This is a genomic window from Streptomyces sp. A012304, assembly GCF_026008495.1.
Classification (GTDB): domain Bacteria; phylum Actinomycetota; class Actinomycetes; order Streptomycetales; family Streptomycetaceae; genus Streptomyces.
Window position 1 is genome coordinate 1 of record NZ_BQUN01000200.1, and the last position, 23,582, is coordinate 23,582.

Annotated in this window: 14 protein-coding genes; 7 read left to right on the forward strand and 7 right to left on the reverse strand. The window is 68.5% G+C overall.

The window, feature by feature from the left end; translation table 11 throughout:
• On the reverse strand, positions 1-460 hold a 460-nt coding region (locus ALMP_RS40095), incomplete at its 3' end, for an arabinogalactan endo-1,4-beta-galactosidase (protein WP_264936930.1).
• Positions 461-1,138: 678 nt separating this feature from the next.
• Here ALMP_RS40095 and ALMP_RS40100 point away from each other — a divergent pair.
• The gene (locus tag ALMP_RS40100; RefSeq protein WP_375803613.1) at positions 1,139-3,043 is read left to right on the forward strand and encodes a rhamnogalacturonan lyase; all 1,905 of its coding nucleotides are present in this window, start codon (positions 1,139-1,141) and stop codon (positions 3,041-3,043) included.
• A 627-nt stretch (positions 3,044-3,670) separates the two neighbouring features.
• Here ALMP_RS40100 and ALMP_RS40105 read toward each other — a convergent pair.
• From ALMP_RS40105 to ALMP_RS40120, 4 genes are all read right to left on the reverse strand, one after another.
• Positions 3,671-4,909: a glycoside hydrolase family 5 protein gene (locus ALMP_RS40105; protein ID WP_264936931.1), complete on the reverse strand. Its 1,239-nt coding sequence runs from the start codon at positions 4,907-4,909 to the stop codon at positions 3,671-3,673.
• 217 nt (positions 4,910-5,126) lie between these two features.
• Positions 5,127-5,417 (reverse strand): S9 family peptidase, encoded by a 291-nt coding sequence (locus tag ALMP_RS40110; RefSeq protein ID WP_264936932.1) that lies wholly within the window; start codon positions 5,415-5,417, stop codon positions 5,127-5,129.
• 1,043 nt (positions 5,418-6,460) lie between these two features.
• On the reverse strand, positions 6,461-7,429 hold the full coding sequence (locus ALMP_RS40115; RefSeq protein WP_264936933.1) for a PaaX family transcriptional regulator C-terminal domain-containing protein: 969 nt from the start codon (positions 7,427-7,429) through the stop codon (positions 6,461-6,463).
• A 316-nt stretch (positions 7,430-7,745) separates the two neighbouring features.
• Positions 7,746-7,985, reverse strand: a complete 240-nt coding sequence (locus tag ALMP_RS40120; protein ID WP_264936934.1) for a hypothetical protein — start codon at positions 7,983-7,985, stop codon at positions 7,746-7,748.
• Positions 7,986-8,487: 502 nt separating this feature from the next.
• Between ALMP_RS40120 and ALMP_RS40125 the strand changes: the two genes are divergently transcribed.
• Positions 8,488-11,328 (forward strand): carbohydrate-binding protein, encoded by a 2,841-nt coding sequence (locus tag ALMP_RS40125; protein ID WP_375803614.1) that lies wholly within the window; start codon positions 8,488-8,490, stop codon positions 11,326-11,328.
• A 29-nt stretch (positions 11,329-11,357) separates the two neighbouring features.
• On the forward strand, positions 11,358-13,070 hold the full coding sequence (locus ALMP_RS40130) for a ThuA domain-containing protein (protein ID WP_264936935.1): 1,713 nt from the start codon (positions 11,358-11,360) through the stop codon (positions 13,068-13,070).
• A gap of 211 nt (positions 13,071-13,281) precedes the next feature.
• Here the strand turns inward: ALMP_RS40130 and ALMP_RS40135 are convergent, their stop codons facing one another.
• Positions 13,282-14,775 (reverse strand): arabinofuranosidase catalytic domain-containing protein, encoded by a 1,494-nt coding sequence (locus ALMP_RS40135; RefSeq protein WP_264936936.1) that lies wholly within the window; start codon positions 14,773-14,775, stop codon positions 13,282-13,284.
• A gap of 71 nt (positions 14,776-14,846) precedes the next feature.
• A complete protein-coding gene (locus ALMP_RS40140) occupies positions 14,847-18,401 on the reverse strand; it encodes a ThuA domain-containing protein (protein WP_264936937.1) in 3,555 nt (1,184 codons plus the stop codon).
• A gap of 532 nt (positions 18,402-18,933) precedes the next feature.
• On the opposite strand from ALMP_RS40140, the gene ALMP_RS40145 reads away from it, so the two are divergent.
• From ALMP_RS40145 to ALMP_RS40160, 4 genes are read left to right on the forward strand one after another with little or no spacing between them, the layout of a single operon-like run.
• Positions 18,934-20,445: a sugar ABC transporter ATP-binding protein gene (locus ALMP_RS40145; protein ID WP_264936938.1), complete on the forward strand. Its 1,512-nt coding sequence runs from the start codon at positions 18,934-18,936 to the stop codon at positions 20,443-20,445.
• Positions 20,442-21,413, forward strand: a complete 972-nt coding sequence (locus ALMP_RS40150; RefSeq protein WP_264936939.1) for an ABC transporter permease — start codon at positions 20,442-20,444, stop codon at positions 21,411-21,413. The genes ALMP_RS40145 and ALMP_RS40150 overlap by 4 nt, the downstream gene beginning before the upstream one ends.
• A 1-nt stretch (position 21,414) precedes the next feature.
• Positions 21,415-22,386, forward strand: coding sequence for an ABC transporter permease (locus tag ALMP_RS40155; RefSeq protein ID WP_264936940.1), 972 nt, complete (start codon positions 21,415-21,417; stop codon positions 22,384-22,386).
• A 22-nt stretch (positions 22,387-22,408) separates the two neighbouring features.
• Positions 22,409-23,581, forward strand: a complete 1,173-nt coding sequence (locus ALMP_RS40160) for a substrate-binding domain-containing protein (RefSeq protein WP_264936941.1) — start codon at positions 22,409-22,411, stop codon at positions 23,579-23,581.
• The last annotated feature ends 1 nt before the right edge of the window (position 23,582 follow it).

Consider the following 23,582-nt stretch of genomic DNA (forward strand, 5'->3'; position numbering starts at 1 on the left):
GGCTGTAGCTCATGTTCCGCCAGGCCGCGGGCGGGTTCTGCACGCCGACGGAGTTCCAGGTGTCGCCGAACATGTAGTCGAGCATGATCGACATGCCGGCGGCCTTGACCCGCTTGGCGAAGGCGGCGACCTCGTTGATGCCGCAGTGCCCGTTGGCCGGGTCGTTGGACGGGTTGACGAAGGTGCGCAGGCGTACGGCGGTGATGCCGTAGCCCTTGAGGATCGTCAGCAGGTCCTGGGTCTGCCCGCTCGCGTTCTTCCAGGAGTAGCCGCGCGCCTCCATCTGAGGTGCCCAGCTGATGTCGACGCCCTTGACGAAGCTCGCGGCGGCCTCGGCAGGCGTCTCGAGTTCGGCGAACGCGGCGGCCGTGGCGAGCGCCCCGGCGGTCGCGGTGGTGGCCCTGAGCAGGGTTCGCCGGCTGATGCGCCCGGCAGCTGGTGTGGGGGGTTGCGGGGACATCGTGGGTCCTTTCCCTCCGCCGGCCGTGGGTGAGACGTCGCGGTCGGCGGAGAGCTGATCAGTGAGAAAGAGACTTCCGGGAGCGAGGCAGTGATGGGCGCAACTGGCCCTCACGCTCAAGGAGTTGGTGTAGCGCATGCGATCCAGCTGATGCTGCCTCCCTCGGTGTGGTGACAACTGAGGCAGGACTGTTGCGAGTGGCACGTGTCGGAGAGGGCGGCCTTGGCATGCCAGGGACGCTCCTCCAGGTCGGAGCTGTGAGCGATCACAGAGGTGTGGCGATGAAAGTGCGCAATCGCATCACAATGAACCGGAGGTGCATCACGCAGCTTCTCGATCGGGCACGAAGCTGTCAACCATTGCTCACCGACCCAATGGAAGAAGCAGTGCGATCCTGTGGGCGGGTGCTCGCCGTGCCTCGGCTGCGGGCCGTCTGAACCGGTTGGAGTCACCCCAGTTCAAGTGCCCTTTCAGAAGGAATGCGGCGACGGGGGCGAGGCTGCGCACGGGCATCTCGTCGACTCGCACTCGAACACACCCGAACATAGAAAGCCAACAGAATGCTTGACGCGCTATCAGCGGATTCCTACCCTCGCAGCGAATGGGAGCGTTCCCATGCTGTGGTCAGACCGCCGTCTCCCTGATCTTCACATCACCCCCCACACATCGGAGGTCATCGTGACCGACCCGCACCGGCATCCGCGCACCGCATCGCCCCCAAGGCGATTCCAACGCCAGTCGAGCAAGCGGCTGTTCCGCGGCCTGACGGCCGCCACCGCACTGGCCCTCTCCGCACTCACCGGACTGCCGCAGACCGCGCACGCCGCGACCGCGCGGCAGGTGGAACGCCTGGATCGGGGCCTGACCAGCGTGCACACCGGCAGCGGGAACCTGGTGTCGTGGCGGTGGCTGGCCACTGACCCCAACGACGTGGCCTTCAACGTCTACCGTGGCGCCACCAGGCTCAACTCCTCGCCCCTGACCACCTCGACGAACTACCTGGACGCCGGTGCCCCGGACTCGGCCGACTACACGGTGCGCGCGGTGGTGAACGGCATGGAGCAGGCGCCGTCCGAGCACGCGCTCCAGTTCCGCACCGGGTACAAGGACGTGCCGATCTCCCCGCCGCCCGGGGGCACTTCACCGGGCAACTCGCCGTACACCTACGAGGCCAATGACGCCTCCGTCGGCGACCTCGACGGCGACGGCGCCCTGGACATCGTTCTGAAGTGGCAGCCGACGAACGCCAAGGACAACTCCCAGTCCGGCTACACGGGCAACACGATCGTCGACGGCATCAAGCTCGACGGCACTCGCCTGTGGCGTATCGACCTGGGCCGCAACATCCGCTCCGGCGCACACTACACACAGTTCCAGGTGTACGACTACGACGGTGACGGCAAGGCCGAGGTCGCCATGAAGACCGCCGACGGCACGAAGGACGGAACCGGCGCGGTCATAGGAAGTTCCGCGGCCGATCACCGCAACTCCTCGGGCTACGTGCTGTCCGGCCCCGAGTACCTGACGATGTTCAACGGGCAGACGGGCAGGGCGATGCAGTCCGTCGACTACGTCCCAGCCCGAGGCACGGTGTCGTCCTGGGGGGACTCCTACGGCAACCGCGTGGACCGGTTCCTGGCGGGCACGGCCTACCTGGACGGCTCCCGCCCCTCGGTGATCATGGCTCGTGGCTACTACACCCGCGCGGTGATCGCGGCCTGGGACTGGCGGAACGGACAGTTCACCCGCCGGTGGACCTTCGACTCCAACGCCAACAGCGGCTACGCCGGCCAGGGCAACCACCAGCTGTCGGTCGCGGACGTGGACGGGGACGGCAAGGACGAGATCGTCTACGGCGCGATGGCCGTCGACGACAACGGCAACGGCCTGTGGACGACACGGAACGGCCACGGGGACGCGATGCACGTGGGCGACCTCGACCCGTCCCGGCCAGGTCTGGAGGAGTTCAAGGTCGACGAGGACAGCTCCAAGCCGTCCTCCTGGATGGCGGATGCGAGGACCGGCCAGATCCTCTGGTCCACCCCGGCCGGCGGTGACAACGGCCGGGGCGTGTCCGGTGACATTTGGTCCGGCAGCGCGGGCGCCGAGTCGTGGTCGTCGCTCGTGAGCGGCGTCCGCAACCCCAAGGGCGCTGTGGTCGCCAGTCGTAAGCCCGGGTCCAGCAACTTCCTGGCGTGGTGGGACGGCGACACGACGCGCGAACTCCTCGACGGCACCCACATCGACAAGTACGGCACCTCCGGCGACACCCGCCTGCTCACCGGCTCCGGGGTCCACTCCAACAACGGCACCAAGTCGACGCCGTCCTTGTCCGGCGACATCCTCGGCGACTGGCGCGAGGAGGTCATCTGGCCGACGTCCAACAACACGGCCCTGCGGATCTACTCCACGCCGCACCAGACCAATGCGCGGATCACGACCCTCCTCCACGACACCCAGTACCGCACTGCTCTGGCCTGGCAGAACACCGCCTACAACCAGCCCCCGCACCCCAGCTTCTTCATCGGCGGCAACATGCCCACGCCACCCCGCCCCACCGTCGCGCTGCCGAACAGCCTCTGAGCCGGACAGCCGACTTCCCTGATGCTTGAGCGAGTTCAAGCATCCGCGCCGCCCCGCTCCAAAGCGTGGAGAGTTGCACATCGTCGGGGCTCCTGCCGACACTCATCCGCAGAACGCCGGTGACTGTCGCAGCCATGCGGCCCGGTTCGGCGAATCGATCGCACGCTTCCGGCGAGAGGAAGATCTACCGGGCCACGTTCCGCTCCCCGGGCGGCAGTCGGGCTCAGTCCCCGAAGACAATGGTGGTGAGCCGGTGCCATCCGAGGATGTCCCGGCGCCGGCTGACGAAGAAGGCGGGCACGCCGAAACGTGCCGCAGAGGTGCTGGGCGGTGGGCTGAAGCAGCTGCGGCAGGTGCGCCGACCGCGGTGTGCGGTTCCGGTCGGTCTGAGCCGGCCGTATCAGACGGTCCCGTTCCTCCTGGGCCAGGCGCACTGCGGTCGCTGCATGGGAAGACATCGCTGTCCTCCGTTTGCCGACCGTGCTCCCAGGCGCGGAGCAGCGCAGCTTCTCCGGCTGGTAGGCGCGCAGTTGATCAGGTCGCACACCGGGTGGCATCGCCGCCCGGCCCAACTGCGCGCCCACGAGGATGCGGAGGTATGCACCCGTCGCCGAGACTCGGGTCCTGCTACATGCCGGCCGGAAGGGCGGAGCCGGCAATGCTGCCGTTGACGCCGCTCATGACGCCGTTGATGATGCCTTGCTGGGTCACCGTGAGGGAGCGCCGGTCGAACAGCCCGAACCCGTATCGGCCGGTTGCACCGTTGTCCCAGTAGATGCTGGCCGCCCCGTATTTCTTGGCGGTGGCCGCGACGGCCCGTGCGAAGTCCGCGCGATACCTGTTGTTCGATGAATCGAACGATGACTTGTCGATCGCGCCGTATTCGCCGACGACCACCGGATACCCCTTCGTGACGAACACGTCGTGCATCGTCTTGAGCTGGGCGTCCAGGTAGTCTTCCTGTCCCCAGGTCGACGTCCTGGATGGATTGGTCGCTGCTCGTCCCCACTGCGTGATGGTGCCGTTTTCCTCTCCGGCGAAGTCCCACGGAGCGTAGTGGTGGACGGAGATCATGATCCGCCGTTCACTGGCGGGAATGGAGGGGGAACGGTACTGGTCGGACGGAAGCTTGAAGCCGTAATTCCCCGCGGTGTAGTCGATGTTCGTGTTCCAGCCGGCCACGAGCAGCCACCTCGAACTGTTGTTTCCGCCCGTTTTTCGTACGGTGTCCACGAAGATCTGGTTGTAACTGTTGATGTTCGAGTAGCACGGTTGGGTCGGACGGCCGTACTGCCCGTCGAACTCCTCGTTCATGGACTCAAGGATCAGGCGCTGGTCGTAGTTCTTGAACCTGTTCGCGATCTGCTGCCAGGCTTTCTCGTACTTGGCCTTGATCGTCGTCTGGGAGGACGAATCGCAGATCAACCAGGAGCCGCTGACGTTCTTGTAGCCGTCGCCGTGCATGTTGATCATCACATGCAGGCCCCTGTTGTAGGCGTAGTTGACGACCTCCTGGACCCTGTTCAGCCAGGCGGTGTTGATGGTGTAACTCGGGCCGGGTCCTATGTATCCCAGGTAGGAGACCGGGATCCGGATCGTCTTGAACCCTGCCGCTCTCACCTTGTCGATGAGGGCCTGCGTCACGGTCGGCTGGCCCCATGCCGTTTCGCTGGGGTATCCGTTGGTGGTGGCTTCGAGCTGGTTCCCCAGATTCCATCCCGCGCCCATGTCGGCCACGATCTGCGAAGCGCTCGACTGTGCCACGGTATCGGCCGACGCCTGATGGGCCGTGCCGTACGCAGATGCGGCAACCGTCAACAGGACGGCAAGGAGAATGACTCTGATCTTCCCTGCTAGTGAAGCCATGGGCTTTCCTCTCTTGCAGTCTTGAGGGTGTCGAACCCCCAAGTGGACCTTTCTGCCCGAGCGCGAGCGGCCGGAGCCGCCCGGCTGTTCGGGGGTGTGTTTTCTGGAGCCCGGGTCAACGTGCGCAACTGGTGGGCGCTGCGACAGGCATTCTGGACGGCCCAGGTGGGCTGCGCTCACGGCATGCGCGTCCGGGGCGGCCGTGCGTGGTTGCACCTCAACTCAGGGCGGATTCCCAAGTGGTCGTGCCGGAGGTGGCGTCGGAGCGAAGGCGGTCGCGGGCCGCGGTGTCGCCGTACAGACTCCACCGCATCCAGTCCACGAAGGCGTTGACGGTGCGGGAGTCGCCGAAGTAGTTGCTGTGGCCGGCGCCGCGGAAGGTGAGGAACGCCTTGGCGGCGGGCAGTTCCCGGTACGCCTGACGGGCGGAGGAGATAGGGCACGTTCCGTCTCGGTCGCCGTGCGTGAACAGGACCTTGGCGCGAACCGACGGGCTCGGGTTGCCCATGTCCACACAGGACATCGGGATCGTGGCGGTGATCCGCGCGTCCGGCCAGGCCGTGAGCAGGCCGTGAGCAGGCCGCGAGCAGGCCGTGGGTGGTCATGCCGCCCATCGAGTGGCCGGCGACGCCGACTCCGACGGCTGTGTTGAGGTGGCCGGCCAGCAGGTCTCCGGCCGTGTTCAGGGCGAGGGTCCGGGTGATGACCGCGGAAACGTCCTTGGACTGGTTGCCGTTGTAGACGTCCTGGCCACTGAGGTTGGCGAAGTGGGGGGCGGGGACCACGAAGCCGGCCTCGGCCAGGGGGCGGATGGTCGCCAGGGATTCTGCGGGCTGCTGCTGAAGCCGTGCATGAACACGCAGACCGGGAAGACGCCTTGGGCGACGGGCGCATTGGTGACCGGGGAGCCACCGGGAGCGCCGGTGGCGGGGTAGTAGACGTAGGTGGTCCACCGGCGGCTGCCGCGGCTCCAGGCATACGGCCGCACGCCGACCGCGAACCGCTGGGTCGGAGCTCCGGCCCTTGCGACGGCACCTGCTTGCCCTGTGCCGAGCAGGGACAGGGCTACGCCCGCGGCTCCGGCTGCGCTCAGGGTCAGGAAACTTCGCCGTTGCATGGTCATGAAGACTCCTGGTGTGGGGGGTGCGGAGCGCTGCTCGGTCAGGTGCCGGGAAGAGGCATCAGTGATGTTGGGGCCGGGGCGGTCGCACTGACCGAGGTGGTGGGGTCGTAGCCGTGGGGGTGGTCAGGTGGGCGTTTCAGGAACGGTGGAGGACGTTCCGGTCCTGCCTGTGGCAGCGACCGTGGCGATGATCGATGTGGCGTTGCCTGCGGGCAGAGACACAGCGACGGCGAGCCGGTGACCACCTGTGCCGCGCCTCTGGGAGCGTTCCCACATCGGGTTGCAACAGTCAGAGTCCCGATCGGGTGCCGGTCTGTCAATCATTGGCGCCCAACTCTGTTGTCTTCGACGCGCATTCGACAGATCGAGGGGCGGGCGGCGCGGTATGGCGTCGTACATCGCCCCGTCACGCTCGCGACGGTCCCTCGTCAGCCGTGACCGATACCCGCACTCATGCCGGCGATCGTATGGGCCCGGATGTCGAGGTGCGGTCCCTCCGCGAATCGGGTCACCACGGCGCGGACATGGTCCTGGGCGGGCTGGAGCAGCCCGTCGTACACCGCGACGCAGACTTCCCGCGCCCGAGAGCGGGGCCAGTCGGATGGCAGCAGCCCGATGGGGAGCAACGGGTCCAGGATGGGGAAGTGCCGGTAGGCGTGCATGACCTCGGTCCGGGCGCGCACCGCGTCGGCACCGGTGACGTCGTCGGCGCTGATGTGCGGAAGCAAGCCGCTCCAACGACTGATGAACGCGTGGTAGTGCTCGGCGATGCCGGTGAGGTCCCACGCCTCGACCGGGTTGCGGTCGACCGCCGTGTCCAGTTCCTCCTGCCGCGCGCGGAACACGGTCACCGCTCCTCGCGCCAGGTCGGCCACCTCGGTCCGCCCCTTGGGGGTGAGGGGGTGCGGCGACACCCAGAGCGCGTCGTACAGCGGCGCGAACCCGCGCCAACGCAGCGCGGTGCGCAACGCCCGCCGCCGCGTGCTCTCCTGTTCCGGAACGGAGAAGGCGATCAGTGTCCACCGTCCGTCCCACGAGTCGGGCTGAGTGGTGAAGGTGGCGATCGAGCTGGCGCCGCTCCACAGATCGACGGCGGCCTGAGACGTCAGCCGGTAGGAGCTGTACCGCCCTTGCCGGCTGGCCTCCAGCACCCCACGGCGCATCAGCCTGCTGATCGTCGTACGGGCTGCGCCCGGGGTCACATGGAACTCGCCGAGCAGCGCCACGATCGCCGCCGACGGCAACCAGGACCGGACGGGGAACGTGTAGTCGGCGATCAAAGTCACCGCGAGGCCCTGTGGCGAGACGGTGCTCTGCCAGCCGGGCGACCGCACGGGGCCGACGGCACCGTCACCCTCGTCGGAGAAGATCTCCTCGAGGTGGGACAGGTTCGGCAAGGTCGGCTCCGACGCGGTGGACAGGATCGGCACCACTTTAACGGCTGGGAGATCGTCGGGTGGAGCTCCGCCGGGATCGGCCCACCCCGGCGGGACCTCCGCGTACCGGTGAAGTGAAGGTGCCCGGACAGTGCCCAGCGGGCTCGGTACCCCTGCCTCGCGCTGCGCCTCGCGCTCTCGCGCCGCCCACGTACTGCTTTCGCACGTCGCGGCTGGGAGCCCGTCCGGAGGGCGGATGCGACGGAGCGCTACGGGCTCAGCGAGGCCGGCCATGGATGAGAAGGGCTTGGCATCCCATGGTCGGCGGGCGCATCCGTCACCGCCGGGTGAGGGTGGACGGCGCCCCGGCGGACTGGTCACCCTCGTCGCTCAGGCTCAGGGTGTCTCGGTCGGTCATCGTGACGACGTAGACATTGCCGTTGGGGCAGCCCACTTCGGCCGACCGGTCGGTGGGTTGGCTGGTGACAGCCTTGAGGACCATTGAGGCCTTGCGTATCTCCCGCAATTTCAGGGTCTCGGTGCATCCCAGCTCAAGTTTGGTGTTCACTTCGGTCACGTTGCTGACCTGCTTGCCCGCCAGCTCACCCTGTTGTGCCGGGTGGAGAGTCAAAGCATTTGGGGCGTGGCTATGCGTGGGAACACCATGCCCGCTCGTGGGGGGCGGATCGGGCCCGGGGTGGTCGCGGACTGGTTGGCCGCGTCGCTGACTTCGGCAGAGCCGGCGTAGCAACGAGAGATTGGTTGCCTTCTGAAAAGGGTCGGGCCCTTCGTGATTCGCTCCACAACAGACCGAAAGTCTGGCTGGTCCGGAGGGAAGTGTGGACACATTGGGCGCAAGTCTTCTAGCCTTCTCGACAGACCATCACGGTCGTCGATGTGACCCGACAGCGCGGTAACCATCGACTTCTCCTGTTTCCGAGCTGTTGCCCCCGCTCGGCGTAGTGGCCTGCTGAAGCACACCTGGCGGGCCGAATTGGCGACATCCCGCTACGGCAACGGCGCGGCAGCGCGCGCCCCAAGCCTGGCAGCCACCTGTTCAGGAAGGGGACTGCATTGTCATGTTCATGAAAATCATGAGGGCTCCCGCGCGGTGGCCGGCCATCGGTTCGGCTCTGCTCCTGGTCGCGGCCGCTCTCGTCGCGGCCTTGTCCAGTGCGACCCCGGCCTCGGCACATCCGATCAACCCCGCCGACTTCCAGCAGGTCCAACTGGCCCGCGGGGTCGCGGAGGTCGGCGAGCCGATGTCGCTGGCCGTACTCGCCGACCGGTCGGTGCTGCACACCGCTCGCAACGGGACCGTGCGCCGCACGGATGTCAACGGCACCACCACGGTGATCGGCACCATCCCCGTCTACGCGCACGACGAGGACGGCCTGCAGGGCATCGGCATCGACCCGGGTTTCGCCACCAACCGGCACATCTACCTCTACTACGCCCCACCGCTGTCCACACCAGGCGGCGACGCACCCACCACCGGCGGCAACTGGTCGACGTGGCAGGGTGTCAACCGGCTGTCCCGGTTCACACTCAACGCCGACTTCACGCTCAACCAGTCCAGCAGAGTGGACATCCTCGACGTGCCGGCCGACCGAGGAATCTGCTGCCACGCCGGCGGGGACATCGACTTCGACGCCGCGGGCAACCTGTACCTGTCCACGGGCGACGACACCAACCCGTTCGAGTCCGCCGGATACTCCCCACTCGACGAGCGGACCAACCGCAACCCGGCGTTCGACGCGCAGCGCACCGCCGCCAACACCAACGACCTGCGCGGCAAGATCCTACGGATCAAGGTGAACGAGAACGGGACGTACTCGATCCCCGCAGGCAACATGTTCCCGCCCGGCACGGCCAAAACCCGGCCGGAGATCTACGCGATGGGCCTGCGCAACCCGTTCCGGATGAGCGTGGACAAGGCCACCGGCATCGTCTACGTCGGCGACTACGGCCCCGACGCCGGCGCCACCTCGGCGCGCGGGCCGCAGGGCCAGGTCGAGTTCAACCGCGTCACGGGCCCCGGCTTCTACGGCTGGCCGTACTGCACCGGCACGAACACGAGCTCCGAGACGTACGCCGAGTGGGACTTCGCCACCAACACGGCAGGCGCGAAGTACAACTGCTCGGGCGGGCCGACGAACAACTCCCCCCGCAACACCGGCTTGAGCACGCTGCCCCCCGCCAAGGCCGCCTGGATCCGTTACGGCGGCGAGGCCGGCAGCCCACCGGCGTTCGGCGGCGGCTCCGAGTCACCGATGGCGGGCCCGGTGTACCGGTACGACCCCAACCTCAGCTCGCCCACGAAGTTCCCGCAGTCGTTCGACGGGCAGTTCTTCGCCACGGAGTTCGGCCGCGGCTGGATCAAGCCGATCCACCTCAACGCCGACGGTTCCCCGGGGACCATCGACAGCTTCCCCTGGACCGGCAAGCAGGTGATCGACTCGGCGTTCGGCCCGGACGGCTCCTACTACGTGCTGGACTACGGCGCCGGGCTGTACCAGGGCGACCAGTACTCCGCCCTCTACCGCTTCGACCACGTCGGCGGCGGCAACCGGGCGCCGACGGCGATCGCCGGCGCCAACCGGACCTCCGGCGCGGCGCCGTTGACCGTGACCTTCTCTTCGGCCGGCTCATCCGACCCCGAGGGTGGGGCACTGACCTATGCGTGGAGCTTCGGTGACGGCACCAGCTCCACCGCCGCCAACCCGACGAAGACGTACGACACGAACGGCGACTACACGGCCAGGCTGACGGTGCGCGACCCGCAGGGTGCCACCGGCACCGCCGACGTGCGGATCACCGTCGGCAACACCGCGCCGACCGTGACCATCAACAGCCCCGCCGCAGGGGAGATCTTCGCCTTCGGCGACACCGTGCCGTTCAGGATCACCGTGACGGATCCGGAGGACGGCACGGTCGACTGCACCAAGGTCAAGCTGACGTACATCGTCGGTCACGACAGCCACGGCCACCCGATCACCTCGAAGACCGGTTGCTCCGGCACGATCACCATCCCGGTCGACGGCGAACACGACGACGCGGCGAACATCTTCGGGGTCTTCGATGCCGAGTACACCGACAACGCCGGGCTCACCACACACACCCAGCACATCCTGCAGCCGAAGCACCGGCAGGCCGAGCACTACAAGACATCGTCCGGCATCACCACCTACGACAAATCGACCGCCGAGGGCGGCAAGTCCGTCGGTGACATCGAGAACGGCGACTGGATCGCGTTCGAGCCGTACAAGCTGAGCAACGCCACGTCGTTCAGCGCCCGGGTGTCGTCAGGTGGGGCGGGCGGCACGTTGCAGGTTCGGGCCGGCTCGCCGACCGGCACCGTCCTCGGCTCCGCCTCCGTCCCGGTCACCGGCTCGTGGACGAACTTCACCACCGTCAACGGCTCGATCTCAGGTGCACCGGCAGGCACCACCACGCTCTACCTGACCTTCGCCGGCGGCTCCGGATTCCTCTTCGACGTCGACGCGTTCACCTTCAACCCCGGCGGCGGCCCGGCACCCGGCGTGGGTCCGGTCGTGGGGCTCGCGAACAAGTGCCTGGATGTCCGTAACGGCAGTTCGGCGGACGGGACGGCGGTGCAGATCTCGTCGTGCACGGGCTCGGCGGGGCAGCAGTGGACGGGGACGCCGGGGGCGACGGTCAAGGCGTTGGGCAAGTGCCTGGATGTCAGCGGCAACAGCACGGCGGACGGGGCGAAGGTCCAGTTGTGGTCCTGCAACGGTGGCACCAACCAGAACTGGCAGGCGTCCTCGGACGGGTCGCTGCGGAACCCGCAGGCGGGCAAATGCCTGGACGTGTCGGGCGCCAACTCCTCCGACGGCACCCTCGTGCACCTGTGGACCTGCCACGGCGGAGCCAACCAGAAGTGGACCCTGCCCTGATTCCTGTCACCAAGAAAGGAGCGACGGACATGCGCAGACAACCCCGAATGCTGCTTGGTGGGGCGGTCACGGCACTCGCCGCCCTGGCCCTCCTCGCACAGCCCACACCCGTCAGTGCCGCGGACACCGCCTACGACGTCCTCGTGTTCTCCAAGACGGCCGGTTTCCGGCACGACTCGATCCCGGCGGGGATCCAGGCCATCCGCGATCTCGGCGCGGCGAACAGTTTCACCGTGACGGCCACGGAGGACGGCAACCAGTTCACCACCGGCAACCTGAGCCGTTACGAGGCGGTGGTCTTCCTCAACACCACCGGCGACGTCCTCAACGACACCCAGCAGTCGGCGTTCCAGTCGTACATCGGATCGGGCGGAGGCTTCGTCGGCGTCCACTCGGCCGCCGACACGGAGTACAACTGGCCGTTCTACGGCGAGCTGGTCGGCGCCTATTTCGCCTCGCACCCCGCTGTCCAGCAGGCCAACATCAAGGTGGAGGGGCGGGCGCACGCGGCGACCGCCCACCTGCCGCAGACCTGGACCCGCACCGATGAGTGGTACAACTTCCGGACCAACCCCCGTACCACCGCGCGCGTGCTCACCACGCTGGACGAGTCGTCGTACTCGGGCGGCTCGATGGGCGCCGACCACCCACACACGTGGTGCAAGAGCTACTCGGGGGGCCGGTCCTTCTACATCGGCGGCGGGCACAGCCAGGCGTCGTACGCGGAGCCGGCGTTCCGGGCGCACCTGCTCGGCGGCATCCGGTACGCGGCAGGCCGGACCAAGGCCGACTGCCGGCCCGAGACCGGCTATACGACCCTCTACAACGGTTCGACCACCGGCTGGTCGCAGGCCGGCCCAGGCGGCTTCACCAACTCGGACGCCACCCTCACCTCGCACGGCGGCATGGGCATGCTCTGGTACAGCGCCCGGCAGTTCACCAACTACTCGCTGAAGCTGGACTGGAAGATGCCCGGCGACGACAACTCCGGCGTGATCGTGGGCTTCCCACCGTCGAGCGACCCGCAGTCGGCACTGAACAACGGCTACGAGGTGCAGATCGACGCCACCGACGCGCCTGACCGCACGACCGGCTCGATCTACGCCGTCAAGGCCCCGGACACGGCTGCCCGGGACGCGGCGCTCAACCCACCGGGCGAGTGGAACACCTTCGAGGTGCTGGTGGAGGGCGAGCGGCTCCAGGTCTGGCTCAATGGCGTGAAGATCAATGACTTCACCAACACCGACCCCGCCCGCTCGCTCGCCGGCCACGTCGGCATCCAGAACCACGGCACGGGGGACGACGTGTCGTTCCGCAACGTCCGGATCAAGGAACTGGGCGGCAGCCCGACACCCACCCCCGGCGTGGGTCCGGTCGTGGGGCTCGGGGGCAAGTGCCTGGATGTCCGTAACGGCAGTTCGGCGGACGGGACGGCGGTGCAGATCTCGTCGTGCACGGGCTCGGCGGGGCAGCAGTGGACGGGGACGCCGGGGGCGACGGTCAAGGCGTTGGGCAAGTGCCTGGATGTCAGCGGCAACAGCACGGCGGACGGGGCGAGAGTCCAGTTGTGGTCCTGCAACGGTCGCGCCAACCAGAACTGGCAGGCGTTCCCGGACGGGTCGCTGCGGAACCCGCAGGCGGGCAAATGCCTGGACGTGTCGGGCGCCAACTCCTCCGACGGCACCCTCGTGCACCTGTGGACCTGCCACGGCGGAGCCAACCAGAAATGGACCCTGCCCTGAGCTGACGCGGCACGCCGGAAGGGCCACCTGCCACTGTGCGGTGGCCCTTCCGAGTGGTGAGAAACGGCAGCGACGGGTGAAGAGCGAGCAGTGAAGGCGGCACGTGATGTCACGTACCGCCTTCACTCGTGCGCCTGTGCTCGCGTCCGGCGCTGGTTGCCGCCGGGGTGGGCGTAAGAGCGTGATGACCACGGCGATCGGCGTGCGCGACTCAGCGGTAGCCGGCGGCGACGATGTTGGCGTGCACCGCGTTCTCGGTCGCGTCGGACGGGTATCCGGACACCATCGCGCCCTCGTAGAAGGTGCCGGCGCTGAGGTTCGCGCCGCCGCCGGGCTTGCAGCAGTCGCCACCGCTGCCGAGGATGATGGCCCCCTGCTTCTTCATGGGGCTGTAGCCGGGCGGAAGCGCGCCGTCCCAGAGCGTGGTCAGGCTTCCGGTCTGGGCGTTGCCACCCTTGAGCGCGAAACGGCTCGTCCCGTTGTTCTTCAACATCGCCGTCACGAACTTGCTGGTGAAGGCCCGCTGGTTCGTGTTCCAGGTCTGACTGCCACCGGAGTAGAGCCCCCATTCGAGGTCGGCCTGGACCCATGGGCCGGTGCCGACGCACCCGCCGAACCAGCACTGGGTGCTGAAATTGATCGCGTCCATCGCCCCGGCCGCGTCGGCCGCTCGGGTCGTCTCACTGTTGCCGTAGTCGAAGCAGCAGCCGCCGTTGACATGGGTGCCGCTTGTCACCATGTACATGCCTTCGGGGGCGCTGCCGGTCGGCACGCCGGTCAGGTGGCCGTCCCGCCAGTAGCTGTTGCCGGGGTTGATGTAGAGCGAGTAGGCCTTGCTGCCGCCGACCGCCAGGGACTCCGACGTCGCGTTCGCCGGGCGGCTCTGGCTGGAGCCGGGAACCACGCTCGATCCCTGGTACCACAGGTCGTTCCCGCGGCCGGACTGGTCGTAGATGACAGTGATGACACAGGTGGTCCCCGCGCAGAACGAGTCCTGCGTCGTCGCGTCGGCGGTGCCACCCGCGCTCAGGACGCCGATGTTCCGGGTCGTGCTGTCGGACGAGCGCCGGACCTGGTAGAGGTTGCCGTTGTAGGTGCCGTACAGCGCTCGTACGGTGCTGTGGGCGGCGATGCAGGGGGTGCCGCCCGAGGCGTAGATGTCGCACGTGCCCGCGCCGCCGGGCACCGGCGGGTCCGGCGGCGGAGTCGGCGAGTTCCACTGCTGGTTGGTGCCGCTGTGGCAGGACCAGAGGGTGATCCTGGTGCCGTTGGCGGTGCCGCCGGCGTTGGCGTCGAGGCACAGTCCGGACTGGACGCCGGTGATGGTGCCGTTGGGGTTGACGTTCCATTGCTGGTTGTTCTGGCCGTTGCAGTCCCAGATGATGACCGCGGTGCCGTTGGTGGTGCCGCGTCCGCTGGCGTCGAGGCACTTGTCGCCGTGGACGGTCAGTTGTTTGCCGGCGGTGTAGGTCCAGGTCTGGCCGGCCGCGCCGGTGCAGTCCCAGAGTTGGGTCTGGGTGCCGTTGGTGGTGCCGGCGCCGGGGACGGTCAGGCAACGACCGGACTGCGCGCCCACCACGGGAGCGGTCTGCCCGGGCTCGATCGGTGCCGCCACCGCGGTGGCGCCGACGGCGACAAGCGCCAGGACGGTGCCCAGCGCGGACAGCCGTCCGTACCGGCGGGGCCGAGGTATCCGAAACAGCATGGCGGTTCCTCACCTGGTCGTAGGGAGGGATGCCCGGCGCGCAACCACGCCGGGCATCCCGTCCGGACGGGCTATACGGCGGTGAACCGCCACTGTTGGTTGGTGCCGCCGTGGCAGCTCCATTGCAGGAGTCGTGCGCCGTCGGCCGTCGAGCCGCCGTTGACGTCGACGCACAGTCCACTGGGAAGGCTTTTCACCGTGTACACGCCCACCGTGGTGGTCGGTGTGACGAGGAACTTCTGCGGGTTGCTGTTGTTGCAGGTGGACTGCTGCAGGAACGCGCCCTGGGCGGTGGACCCACCCGTGACGGCGAGGCACTTGTCGCTGTGCGCCGCCTTCAGGTAGACGGCGCCGCCACCGGCGTCGACGGCCTGCCACTTCTGGTTGTTGGCGCCGGTGGCCGGCCACTGGACGATCTGGGCGCCGTCAGCGGTCGAGGCGCCGTTGACGTCCACGAATTTGCCGCTGTGCTGTGCTGCGACCGTCCAGGTCCGGCCGGCCACGCCGCCACCGTCGCCGCTGCCCGGTTCGCCGACCCCGTTGCCGCCGAAGATGAGCGAGTCGAGGTCGAACCAGTTGTTCGAGGTGCCCTTGAACACCAGGTAGAGCTTGTGCGAGCCGGCGAGATCGGCGGTGTTCACGGCCGGCGTGGACTGGTAGTTGTTCCAGCCGCCGGTGCTGGGCACCGGTGTCGTGGCCAGGAGTGTGCCGGTCGGAGAGTCGGCGCGCAGTTCGATCGATCCGCCGCCGCTCGGCGACGACAGGCGGTAGCTCACGCTCGTGATGCCCGACAGGCTCATCGGGTTGAACGCGATCCAGTCGCCGTCGGAGATGCTGCCGACCCGCTTGCCGCTCTCCGCGCCGGCCTGCTCGACGATCTGCACACCCGACTGGTCCGTGTAGAACTCGGCCTGCTTGTGCTTGGGCTGGAGGATCGCTTGAGCGTAGCCGGTGAGCGGCTTCGCACCGCCGGGGCCGCCGTCGTCGGTGTAGCGGGCGTTGAGGACGTAGTACAGGTTGGCGCCGTCAGGGTGCCCGCCGAGCACCTTCGTGTCGATGGTGCCCGAGCACCCCGGGTAGTCCGTGGTCTCATGCTGGTGGTCGTCGTGGCCGAGGGCGGGGTTGACGAAGACCTTGGTGCAGTCGATGGGCCCGCCGCCGGGGTCCGAGACGGACACCTTGTACGAGACGCGGTCGCCGAAGTCGAGCATGCCGCCGTTGGGCGGAATCGTGAGGGTGACGATCGGTGCGGTGTTGCCCACGGTGATCGGCACGTTGGCGAAGGCTGTTTTACCGGTGTTGTCGGTGACCTTGAGCTGGGCGGTGTAGTTGCCGTTGGCGGTGTAGGTGTGTGACGGGTTGGCCGCCGTGGACGTGGTGCCGTCGCCGAACGTCCAGTGGTAGCTGAGCGTGTTGCCGGGATCCGGGTCCGTGGACCCCGCGCTGCTGAACTGCACGTTCAGTGGCGCGTCCCCGTTGGTGGGCGTTCCGGTGGCTTTGGCGATCGGCGACCGTCCGCCGTGGTTGTAGTCGATGCGGTAGAGACCCGAGTCGTTGTTGCCACCGGAGAAGTTGTTGCCCCATTCGAGCAGGTACAGCGAGCCGTCGGGCCCGAACTCCATGTCCATCGGCTTGAGGAACTTGGCGGCGGGCATGAAGGGGTTGGTCCGGGTGACGGCGGTCGCGGAGTCGAAGTGGACCTCCTTGACGGTGTGGCGCGACCACTCGTAGAAGAAGTGGACCCCGTCGTAGTAGGGCGGGAACTTCGTCTCGGACGGGTTCGCGGCGTCGTAGCGGTAGACCGGACCGCCCATCGGGCCCGAGCCGCCGGAGCCGAGTTCGGGGAAGTTCGGCGAGACGCCGTAGCCGTACCACATGTTCGGCGCGACGATCGGCTTGAGACTGGTCAGGCCGGTGTTGTTCGGCGAGTTGTTGACCGGCGCGTTGCAGTTGAACTTGGCGCCGACGACACGGGTGTCCGGGTTGTAGGGCGCGTACGCCTGGTTGTCGCCGTGGCAGAACGGCCAGCCGTAGTTGCCCGGGGCCTTGATGACATTGAGCTCGACGAGCCCTTCCGGGCCGCGGTTCGTCGCGGGCGGGTTCCGGTCCGGGCCGTAGTCGGCGAGGTAGACCCACCCGTTGGCCGGGTCGATCGAGAAGCGGAACGGGTTGCGGAAGCCCATCGCGTAGATCTCCGGCCGGGTCTGCGCCGTGCCCTGCGGGTAGAGGTTGCCGGACGGGATGGTGTAGCCGCCGCCCGCCGACGGCCGGATGCGCAGGAGCTTGCCCCGCAGGTCGTTGGTGTTGCCGGCGGTGCGGGCGGCGTCGAGGTTGGCCTTGCCCGGCCGCCAGTCCAGCGGGGCGTAGCCCTGCCAGTTGGAGTCGAGGTTCGGTGGGACGTCGTCTCCGGTGCCGATGTAGAGGTTCCCGTCGGGGCCGAACTCGATGTATCCGCCCGTGTGTCCGGGCTCGGCGAACGTGCGGTCCCGGGTCGCGGGGATGTCGATGATCGTCACCTGGCTCGACATGTTCAGGGTGTCGCCGGTGAGCGTGAACCGGGAGACCCGGTTGATGTCGTTCGGGACTCCGGCCGGGGAGTGATACAGGTACACGTAGCCGTTGCTGGCGAAGTCGGGGTCGAGCGCCAGTCCGGTGAGGCCGTCCTCGCCGCCGGTGTAGACGCTGAGCGTGCCGGCTGTCACGGTGCTGTTCGTGGTCGGTTTGAAGATCTTCAGCTGCCCGGCCCGCTGGACGTAGAGCACCCGCCCGTCCGGGGCGACCGCGAGGGCCATCGGGTCCGCGGTGTTGTCGTCGAGGGTGCGCTTCTCGAAGTTGCTCCACACGGTGCCGCCGCAGTCGCCGGGCTCCTTGCCGGCCGCCCACTTGACGCCCCCGAGGACGTGGTTGCGGAAATGGGTCTCGCTGTAGGCCGCGCTGGTGTGCCCCATGCCGGTGGCCCACACGCGGCCGCCGCCGGTGTTGCGGCACCAGGAGATGGGGTGGTCCGGCCCCATGGCGCGGGGGCCGGGGTTGTACGTGCGCTCGTCCGCGGTGACCAGGACATGGACATCGCCGCGGGGGTTGCGGTCGAAGTTGTACCACTCCTCGCTGCGGTTCCAACGGTCCGGCAGGCCGGCCGTCGACGGGTGCTTCTTGTCCGCGACGATCGCGGTGCCGCCCAGCACGCCGGGGGAGTGCTCCGGCATGTGCGCGCCGCCGTTGATGGTCTGGTCCCACCACGGGTACTCGTTCTCGATGCCCATGTCCGTGGCGTTGTGGATCGCGACGATGCCCTTGCCGCTGGCGAGGTAGCCCTCCACCGCCTGCCGCTGGGCGGCCGTGGTCCACACCATTCCCGAGGTCTGGAACATGATGAGCACGTCGAAGGTGGCGAGGTTCGCGGGAGTGAAAACGCTCGAGTCCTCGCTGTGGACCAATTCGAAGTCGTTGGCCGCCGCCTGCTCCCGGAACATCGCGAGGCCGGCGGGGATCGAATCGTGCCGGTAACCGGCCGTCTTCGTGAAGACCAGGGCCCTGAACGCCGGCGCCGCTGACGCCGGTGGGGCGACGACGAGCGACAGGAGCACGCTCGCGATCGCCCCGAAGACAAAGATGATGCGACGCAATGCCGTCTCCTATTTCGGCGGAGCAACGATGGCATGACCACGGGCACGCGTCGGCCGCACCTGAAGATGCGCCGGAGTGCCCGAGCGCGTCGTAGGCACGCGTGTGCCGTCAGTTCGTCGTCCCGTCCGCCGTGACGGGCAGTCAAGTCCCTACGGAAGCAAGAGGAGTCACACCAGATGCGACCGTCTCCCGTGGTCTGCCGGCCAGCATGCAGCGGCGTATCGCAACAGTCAATATGAATCGGGTGCGGCCGATTCCATAACACTTTTTTCGTATCAATCGTCGTGGTTCGGTGCGCGACTGTCGGCGGGCCGAATCCATAACACATTTTGCGCATCGGTCGTCGTGGTCGGGTGCGCGACCGTGAGCGGGCCGATTCGATAACAGATTTTGGCGTATCAATCGCTGATGTCTGCTGGTATTGCCAGGCACTCATCTAGGCATTTACCCTCGGGGCCGCGATGTCGCCATCGCGTCCGGCGAAAGTTCGCAGCTATTCGACCTGACGACGCGAATGCAGAGGTTTCCACGATGTCTGGCCTGCTGCCGTCGCCGCTGCTCGCTCTGCGAGGCATCGGCAAGTCGTTTCTCGGCGTGCGGGTGCTCGACGGCGTCGACCTCCAGGTCCGGCCGGGCGAGGTGCACGCGGTCGTCGGCGAGAACGGCGCCGGCAAGTCCACGCTCATGAAGGTCGTCGCCGGCGTCCACCAGCCCGACGAGGGAACGATTGAATTCGCCGGCGCACCGCGGACGTTCCGCACCCCGCGTGAGGCCCGACAGGCCGGTATCGGCATCGTCCACCAGGAGCTGACCCTGCTGCCCGAGCGCACCGTCGCGCAGAACGTCTGTCTGGGCCGCGAGCCCCTGCGCCGCGGGCTCGTCGACCGCAGGGCGATGCTCAGCCACACCGCGGGGCTCCTCGCCTCGATCGGGGAGGGCTCGATACCGCCCGACACGCGCGTGGGACGACTCGGCGTGGCGCAACAACAGGTGGTCGAGATCGTCAAGGCGCTCGCCCTCGACGCGCGGCTGCTCATCATGGACGAGCCCACCGCGGCTCTCGCCGACCACGAAGTCGACCAGCTCTACGCGCTCGTACGGCGGCTGCAGGAGCGGGGGATAGGCGTGCTGTACGTCTCGCACCGCCTCAAGGAGGTCTTCGACCTGTCCAGCCGGATCACCGTGCTCAAGGACGGCCGGGCGGTGGCCACCTTGGACACCGCGGACACCAGCGCCGATCAGCTGGTGCGCCACATGGTCGGCCGTGAGCTGTCGAGCTACTACCCCGCCCCGGCCAAGCCGCAGGAGCTGGGCCCGGTGCGGCTGACCGTCCGGGACGGAGGCAACCGGAAGCTGCGCGGCATCGACCTACGGCTGCGCGCCGGCGAGGTGCTCGGCGTCGGCGGCCTGCAGGGCTCCGGCCGGTCGGCGCTGGCCCGCGCACTGTTCGGCGCCGCACCGTTCAGCACCGGCCAGGTGACCGTCGACGGAGCACCGGTCCGGCTGCGCTCGCCCCGCGCGGCGATACGGGCCGGTATCGCCTACGTCTCCGAGGACCGCAAGGGCGAGGGGATCGTCGCCGGGCAGTCGGTGCTCGACAACGCGCTGTTGGCCGGCCGCGCCGTCCGCCCGGGCCGGCTCGGCCGCGGTGCCCGGACCGCGCGGGTCCGGGAGCTGCTCGCGGCCGTCGAGCTTCGCGCCGCGGGAGAGGACCAGGAGATCCGTTTCCTGTCCGGGGGCAACCAGCAGAAGGTCGTGCTGGCCAGGTGGCTCGCGCTCGCCCCGAGGATCCTGCTCTTCGACGAGCCGACCCGCGGCATCGACGTGGGCGCCAAGTCGGCGATCCACGATCTCGTCCGCCGGCTGGCCCGCGACGGCGCCGCCGTGCTGATGGTCTCGTCCGAACTGCCCGAACTGCTCGGCATGAGCGACCGGATCATCGTCATGCGCGACGGCCGGATCGCCGGAGAGCTACCCGCCGGCGCGAGTGAGGAGGATGTCGTCGCCCTGGCGGTCGGCACCGCGCGGGAGGCGGCCGGATGAGCGGCGCGCTGTCCCTGCCGGCCCGGTGGACCCCGCCCGGTGTGTTCGTCGCCCTGGTCCTCACCCTGACGATCGGCTGGATCGTCGTCACCGTCGACGGCGGCCGGCTGTTCAGCATGCCGACCACGGTGAGCCTGCTGCACGTCGCCGCCGGTCTGGGCCTCGTCGCGGTCGGCCAGACGCTGGTCGTCGTCGGGGGCTCGCTGGACCTGTCCGTGGCGTACGTGGTCAGCCTGAGCACCCTCGTCGCCGCCGAGACCATGGCCGGTGACGACGGTGCGCTGCTGCCGGCGATCGGCCTGACGCTCGCCGTCAGCGCCACGATCGGCCTCGTCAACGGCCTGCTCGTCACCACAGCGCGGATCAACCCCTTCATCGCGACCGTCGGCGTCGGACTGCTGCTCAAGGGATACCTCGACAACGGATACGACGGCCCGGCCGGCAAGACCGCACCCGCCCTGGTGCAGGGCCTGGGGTACCAGCGCGTCGGCCCGGTGCCGCTGTCGTTCCTGCTGCTGCTCGCCGTCGCCGCCGCGGCCTGGTTCGTGCTGGCCCGCACCCGCTTCGGCCACCACCTGATCGCCGTGGGCGGTGACCCGGAGGTCGCCCGGCTCTCCGGCGTGCGGGGCAGCCGGGTCCTCGTCACCGCCCATGTGCTGTGCGCCCTCTGCGCCGGCCTCGCCGGTGTCTACCTCGCCAGTCGGCTCGGCGCCGGCGCACCGAGGGTGGGCACCGAGGGACTGTACGACCTGGAGTCGATCGCCGCGGTGGTGCTCGGCGGCACCGCCCTGGCCGGCGGGCGTGGCGGCGTGGTCGGCACGGTCGGCGGCGTGCTGCTGCTCGCGAGCATCGACGCCATCTTCAACCAGCTAGAAGTCGACGTGTTCTTCAAGCAGGTGATCCGTGGCGTGATCATCATCGCGGCGGTCGCCGTCTACGCCCGCCGGGCGATGCGAAAGGCGTCATAGCATGCGGATCGCACGCCCACCGCGGCTCCTTGGATTCCGCTCCGGCAGTCTCGCACCGATCCTCGCGATCCTGGCGGTGTTGCTGGTTCTGCTGACCGCCCGCCAGCCGGACTTCCTCTCGCCGCCGTCGCTGATGTCGTTCCTCGGTCGCTCCGCGCCGGTCGTCCTGCTCGCCGCCGGCCAGTACTTCGTGATCGTCTCCGGCGAGCTGGACCTGTCCGTCGGCTCTCTGGTGACCGCGCAGGTGGTCATCGCCGCCCGGCTGATCGACGGTGATCCGTCGGCCGGCTGGCCCGTCGTCGTGCTCCTGCTCGCGTTCGGCATCGTCGTCGGCCTCGTCAACGGCCTGGTCACCACGCGGCTGCGGGTGCCGTCGTTCATCACGACCCTCGGGATGTTCCTGATCCTCGTCGGTGCCGTGTACCTGTGGTCCGACGGTGCCCCGAAGGGCGGCCTCTCCGAGGAGTTCCGCCGGCTCGGCCGGTCGGCGTTCGAGGACGTGCCCGTGCTGGGCCGGATACCGTACGCCCTGGTCGTCCTGCTGGCGGCGGCCGCCGCGGCGCTGGTGCTGACGCGTTCGGACTTCGGCCGCACCCTGGTCGCCGTCGGCGGCAACCCGCGGACCGCCGAGCTGAGCGGCGTGCGCGTGTGGCGCGCCAAGACCATGGCGTTCGTCCTCAGCGGAGTCGCCGCCACGCTCGCGGCGGTCCTCATCGGCGGGTACAGCGGAGTGTCGTTCCAGGCCGGTGCCGGCCTGGAGTTCGGCGCGATCACCGCGGCGGTCCTCGGCGGTGTCGCTCTGGGCGGGGGCCGTGGTTCGGTCGTCGGCGCGATGCTGGGCGCGCTGACCCTGGAGACGCTCTTCACGCTCATGAACTTCTACGGCGTCTCCGGCGCCCTCGAACCGACTGTCCAGGGCGCGATCATCCTGTTCGCCGTGGCGGCGGCGTCCTTCCGTTTCCCGTCCAGGTAAAGGGGATTCAGTGAGGCATTCCATGACGGTGCTGGCCGTGAGCGCCTTACTGGTGCTGGCCGGGTGCTCCACCGACGAGCCCACCACCGGCGCATCGGGTTCGCCCTCCGCGAGCACCGGGTCGGGCACCGGGGAGCAGTCGAAGTTCTTCGTGCAGGCCGAGTACGACAAGCAGCTCGCGCTCCTGGACGCCGCGCCCACCGGGCCGGCCGGCAAGCCCTGGGAGCAGGCGCTCAACCCGGCGATGGTGGAAACCGCGAAGTTCAAGAAGCCCGGACCGTACAAGCTCTGCTTCTCCAACGCGGGGCTGAACAACCCCTGGCGCCAGGTCGGTTTCAAGACCATGCAGGCCGAGGTCGACACGCACCGCGGCCGGATCTCCGAGTTCGTCCACGTCGATGCCGAAGGCAAGGACCAGAAGCAGATCGCCGACATCAACGACCTGCTCGGCAAGGGCTGCCACGCGCTCATCGTCTCGCCGAACACCACCGCGACGCTCACCCCGGCCGTGGAGGCCGCCTGCCAGAAGGGCCTGCCGGTCATCGTCTTCGACCGCGGCGTCGACACGACCTGCCCGGTGACGTTCATCAACCCGATCGGCGGCTACGGATTCGGCCACGTCGCGGCGGAGTTCGTCACCCAGAAGATGAAGCGGGGCGGCAAGGTGCTCGCGCTGCGCATCCTGCCCGGCGTCGACGTACTGGAGACCCGTTGGTCCGCGGCGAAGGTCGCCTTCGACAAGGCGGGCGTCGACGTCGTCGGCGTCGAGTTCACCGACGGCGACCCGGCCAGGACGAAGAAGATCGTCAACGACTACATCCAGCGGTACGGCACGATCGACGGCGTCTGGATGGACGCCGGGGCGGTCGCGGGCGCGGCGGTCGAGGCGTTCGAAGACGCCGGCAAGCCCGTGCCGCCGATCAACGGCGAGGACCAGCTCGACTTCCTGAAGCTGTGGAAGGACAAGAAGCTCACGGCGATCGCCCCGACCTACCCGACCTACCAGTGGCGCACCCCGATCATCGCCGCGCTGAAGATCCTCGACGGCGAGCAGGTGCCGAACCCCTGGAAGCTGCCACAGCCGACCATCACCCAGGACAACCTGGACGAGTACGTCGACCCCACCATGCCGCCGCTGCACTACGCGATGTGCGGCTGCACCGACCTGCCCGGCTACCCCAAGCGCTGGAAGTAGC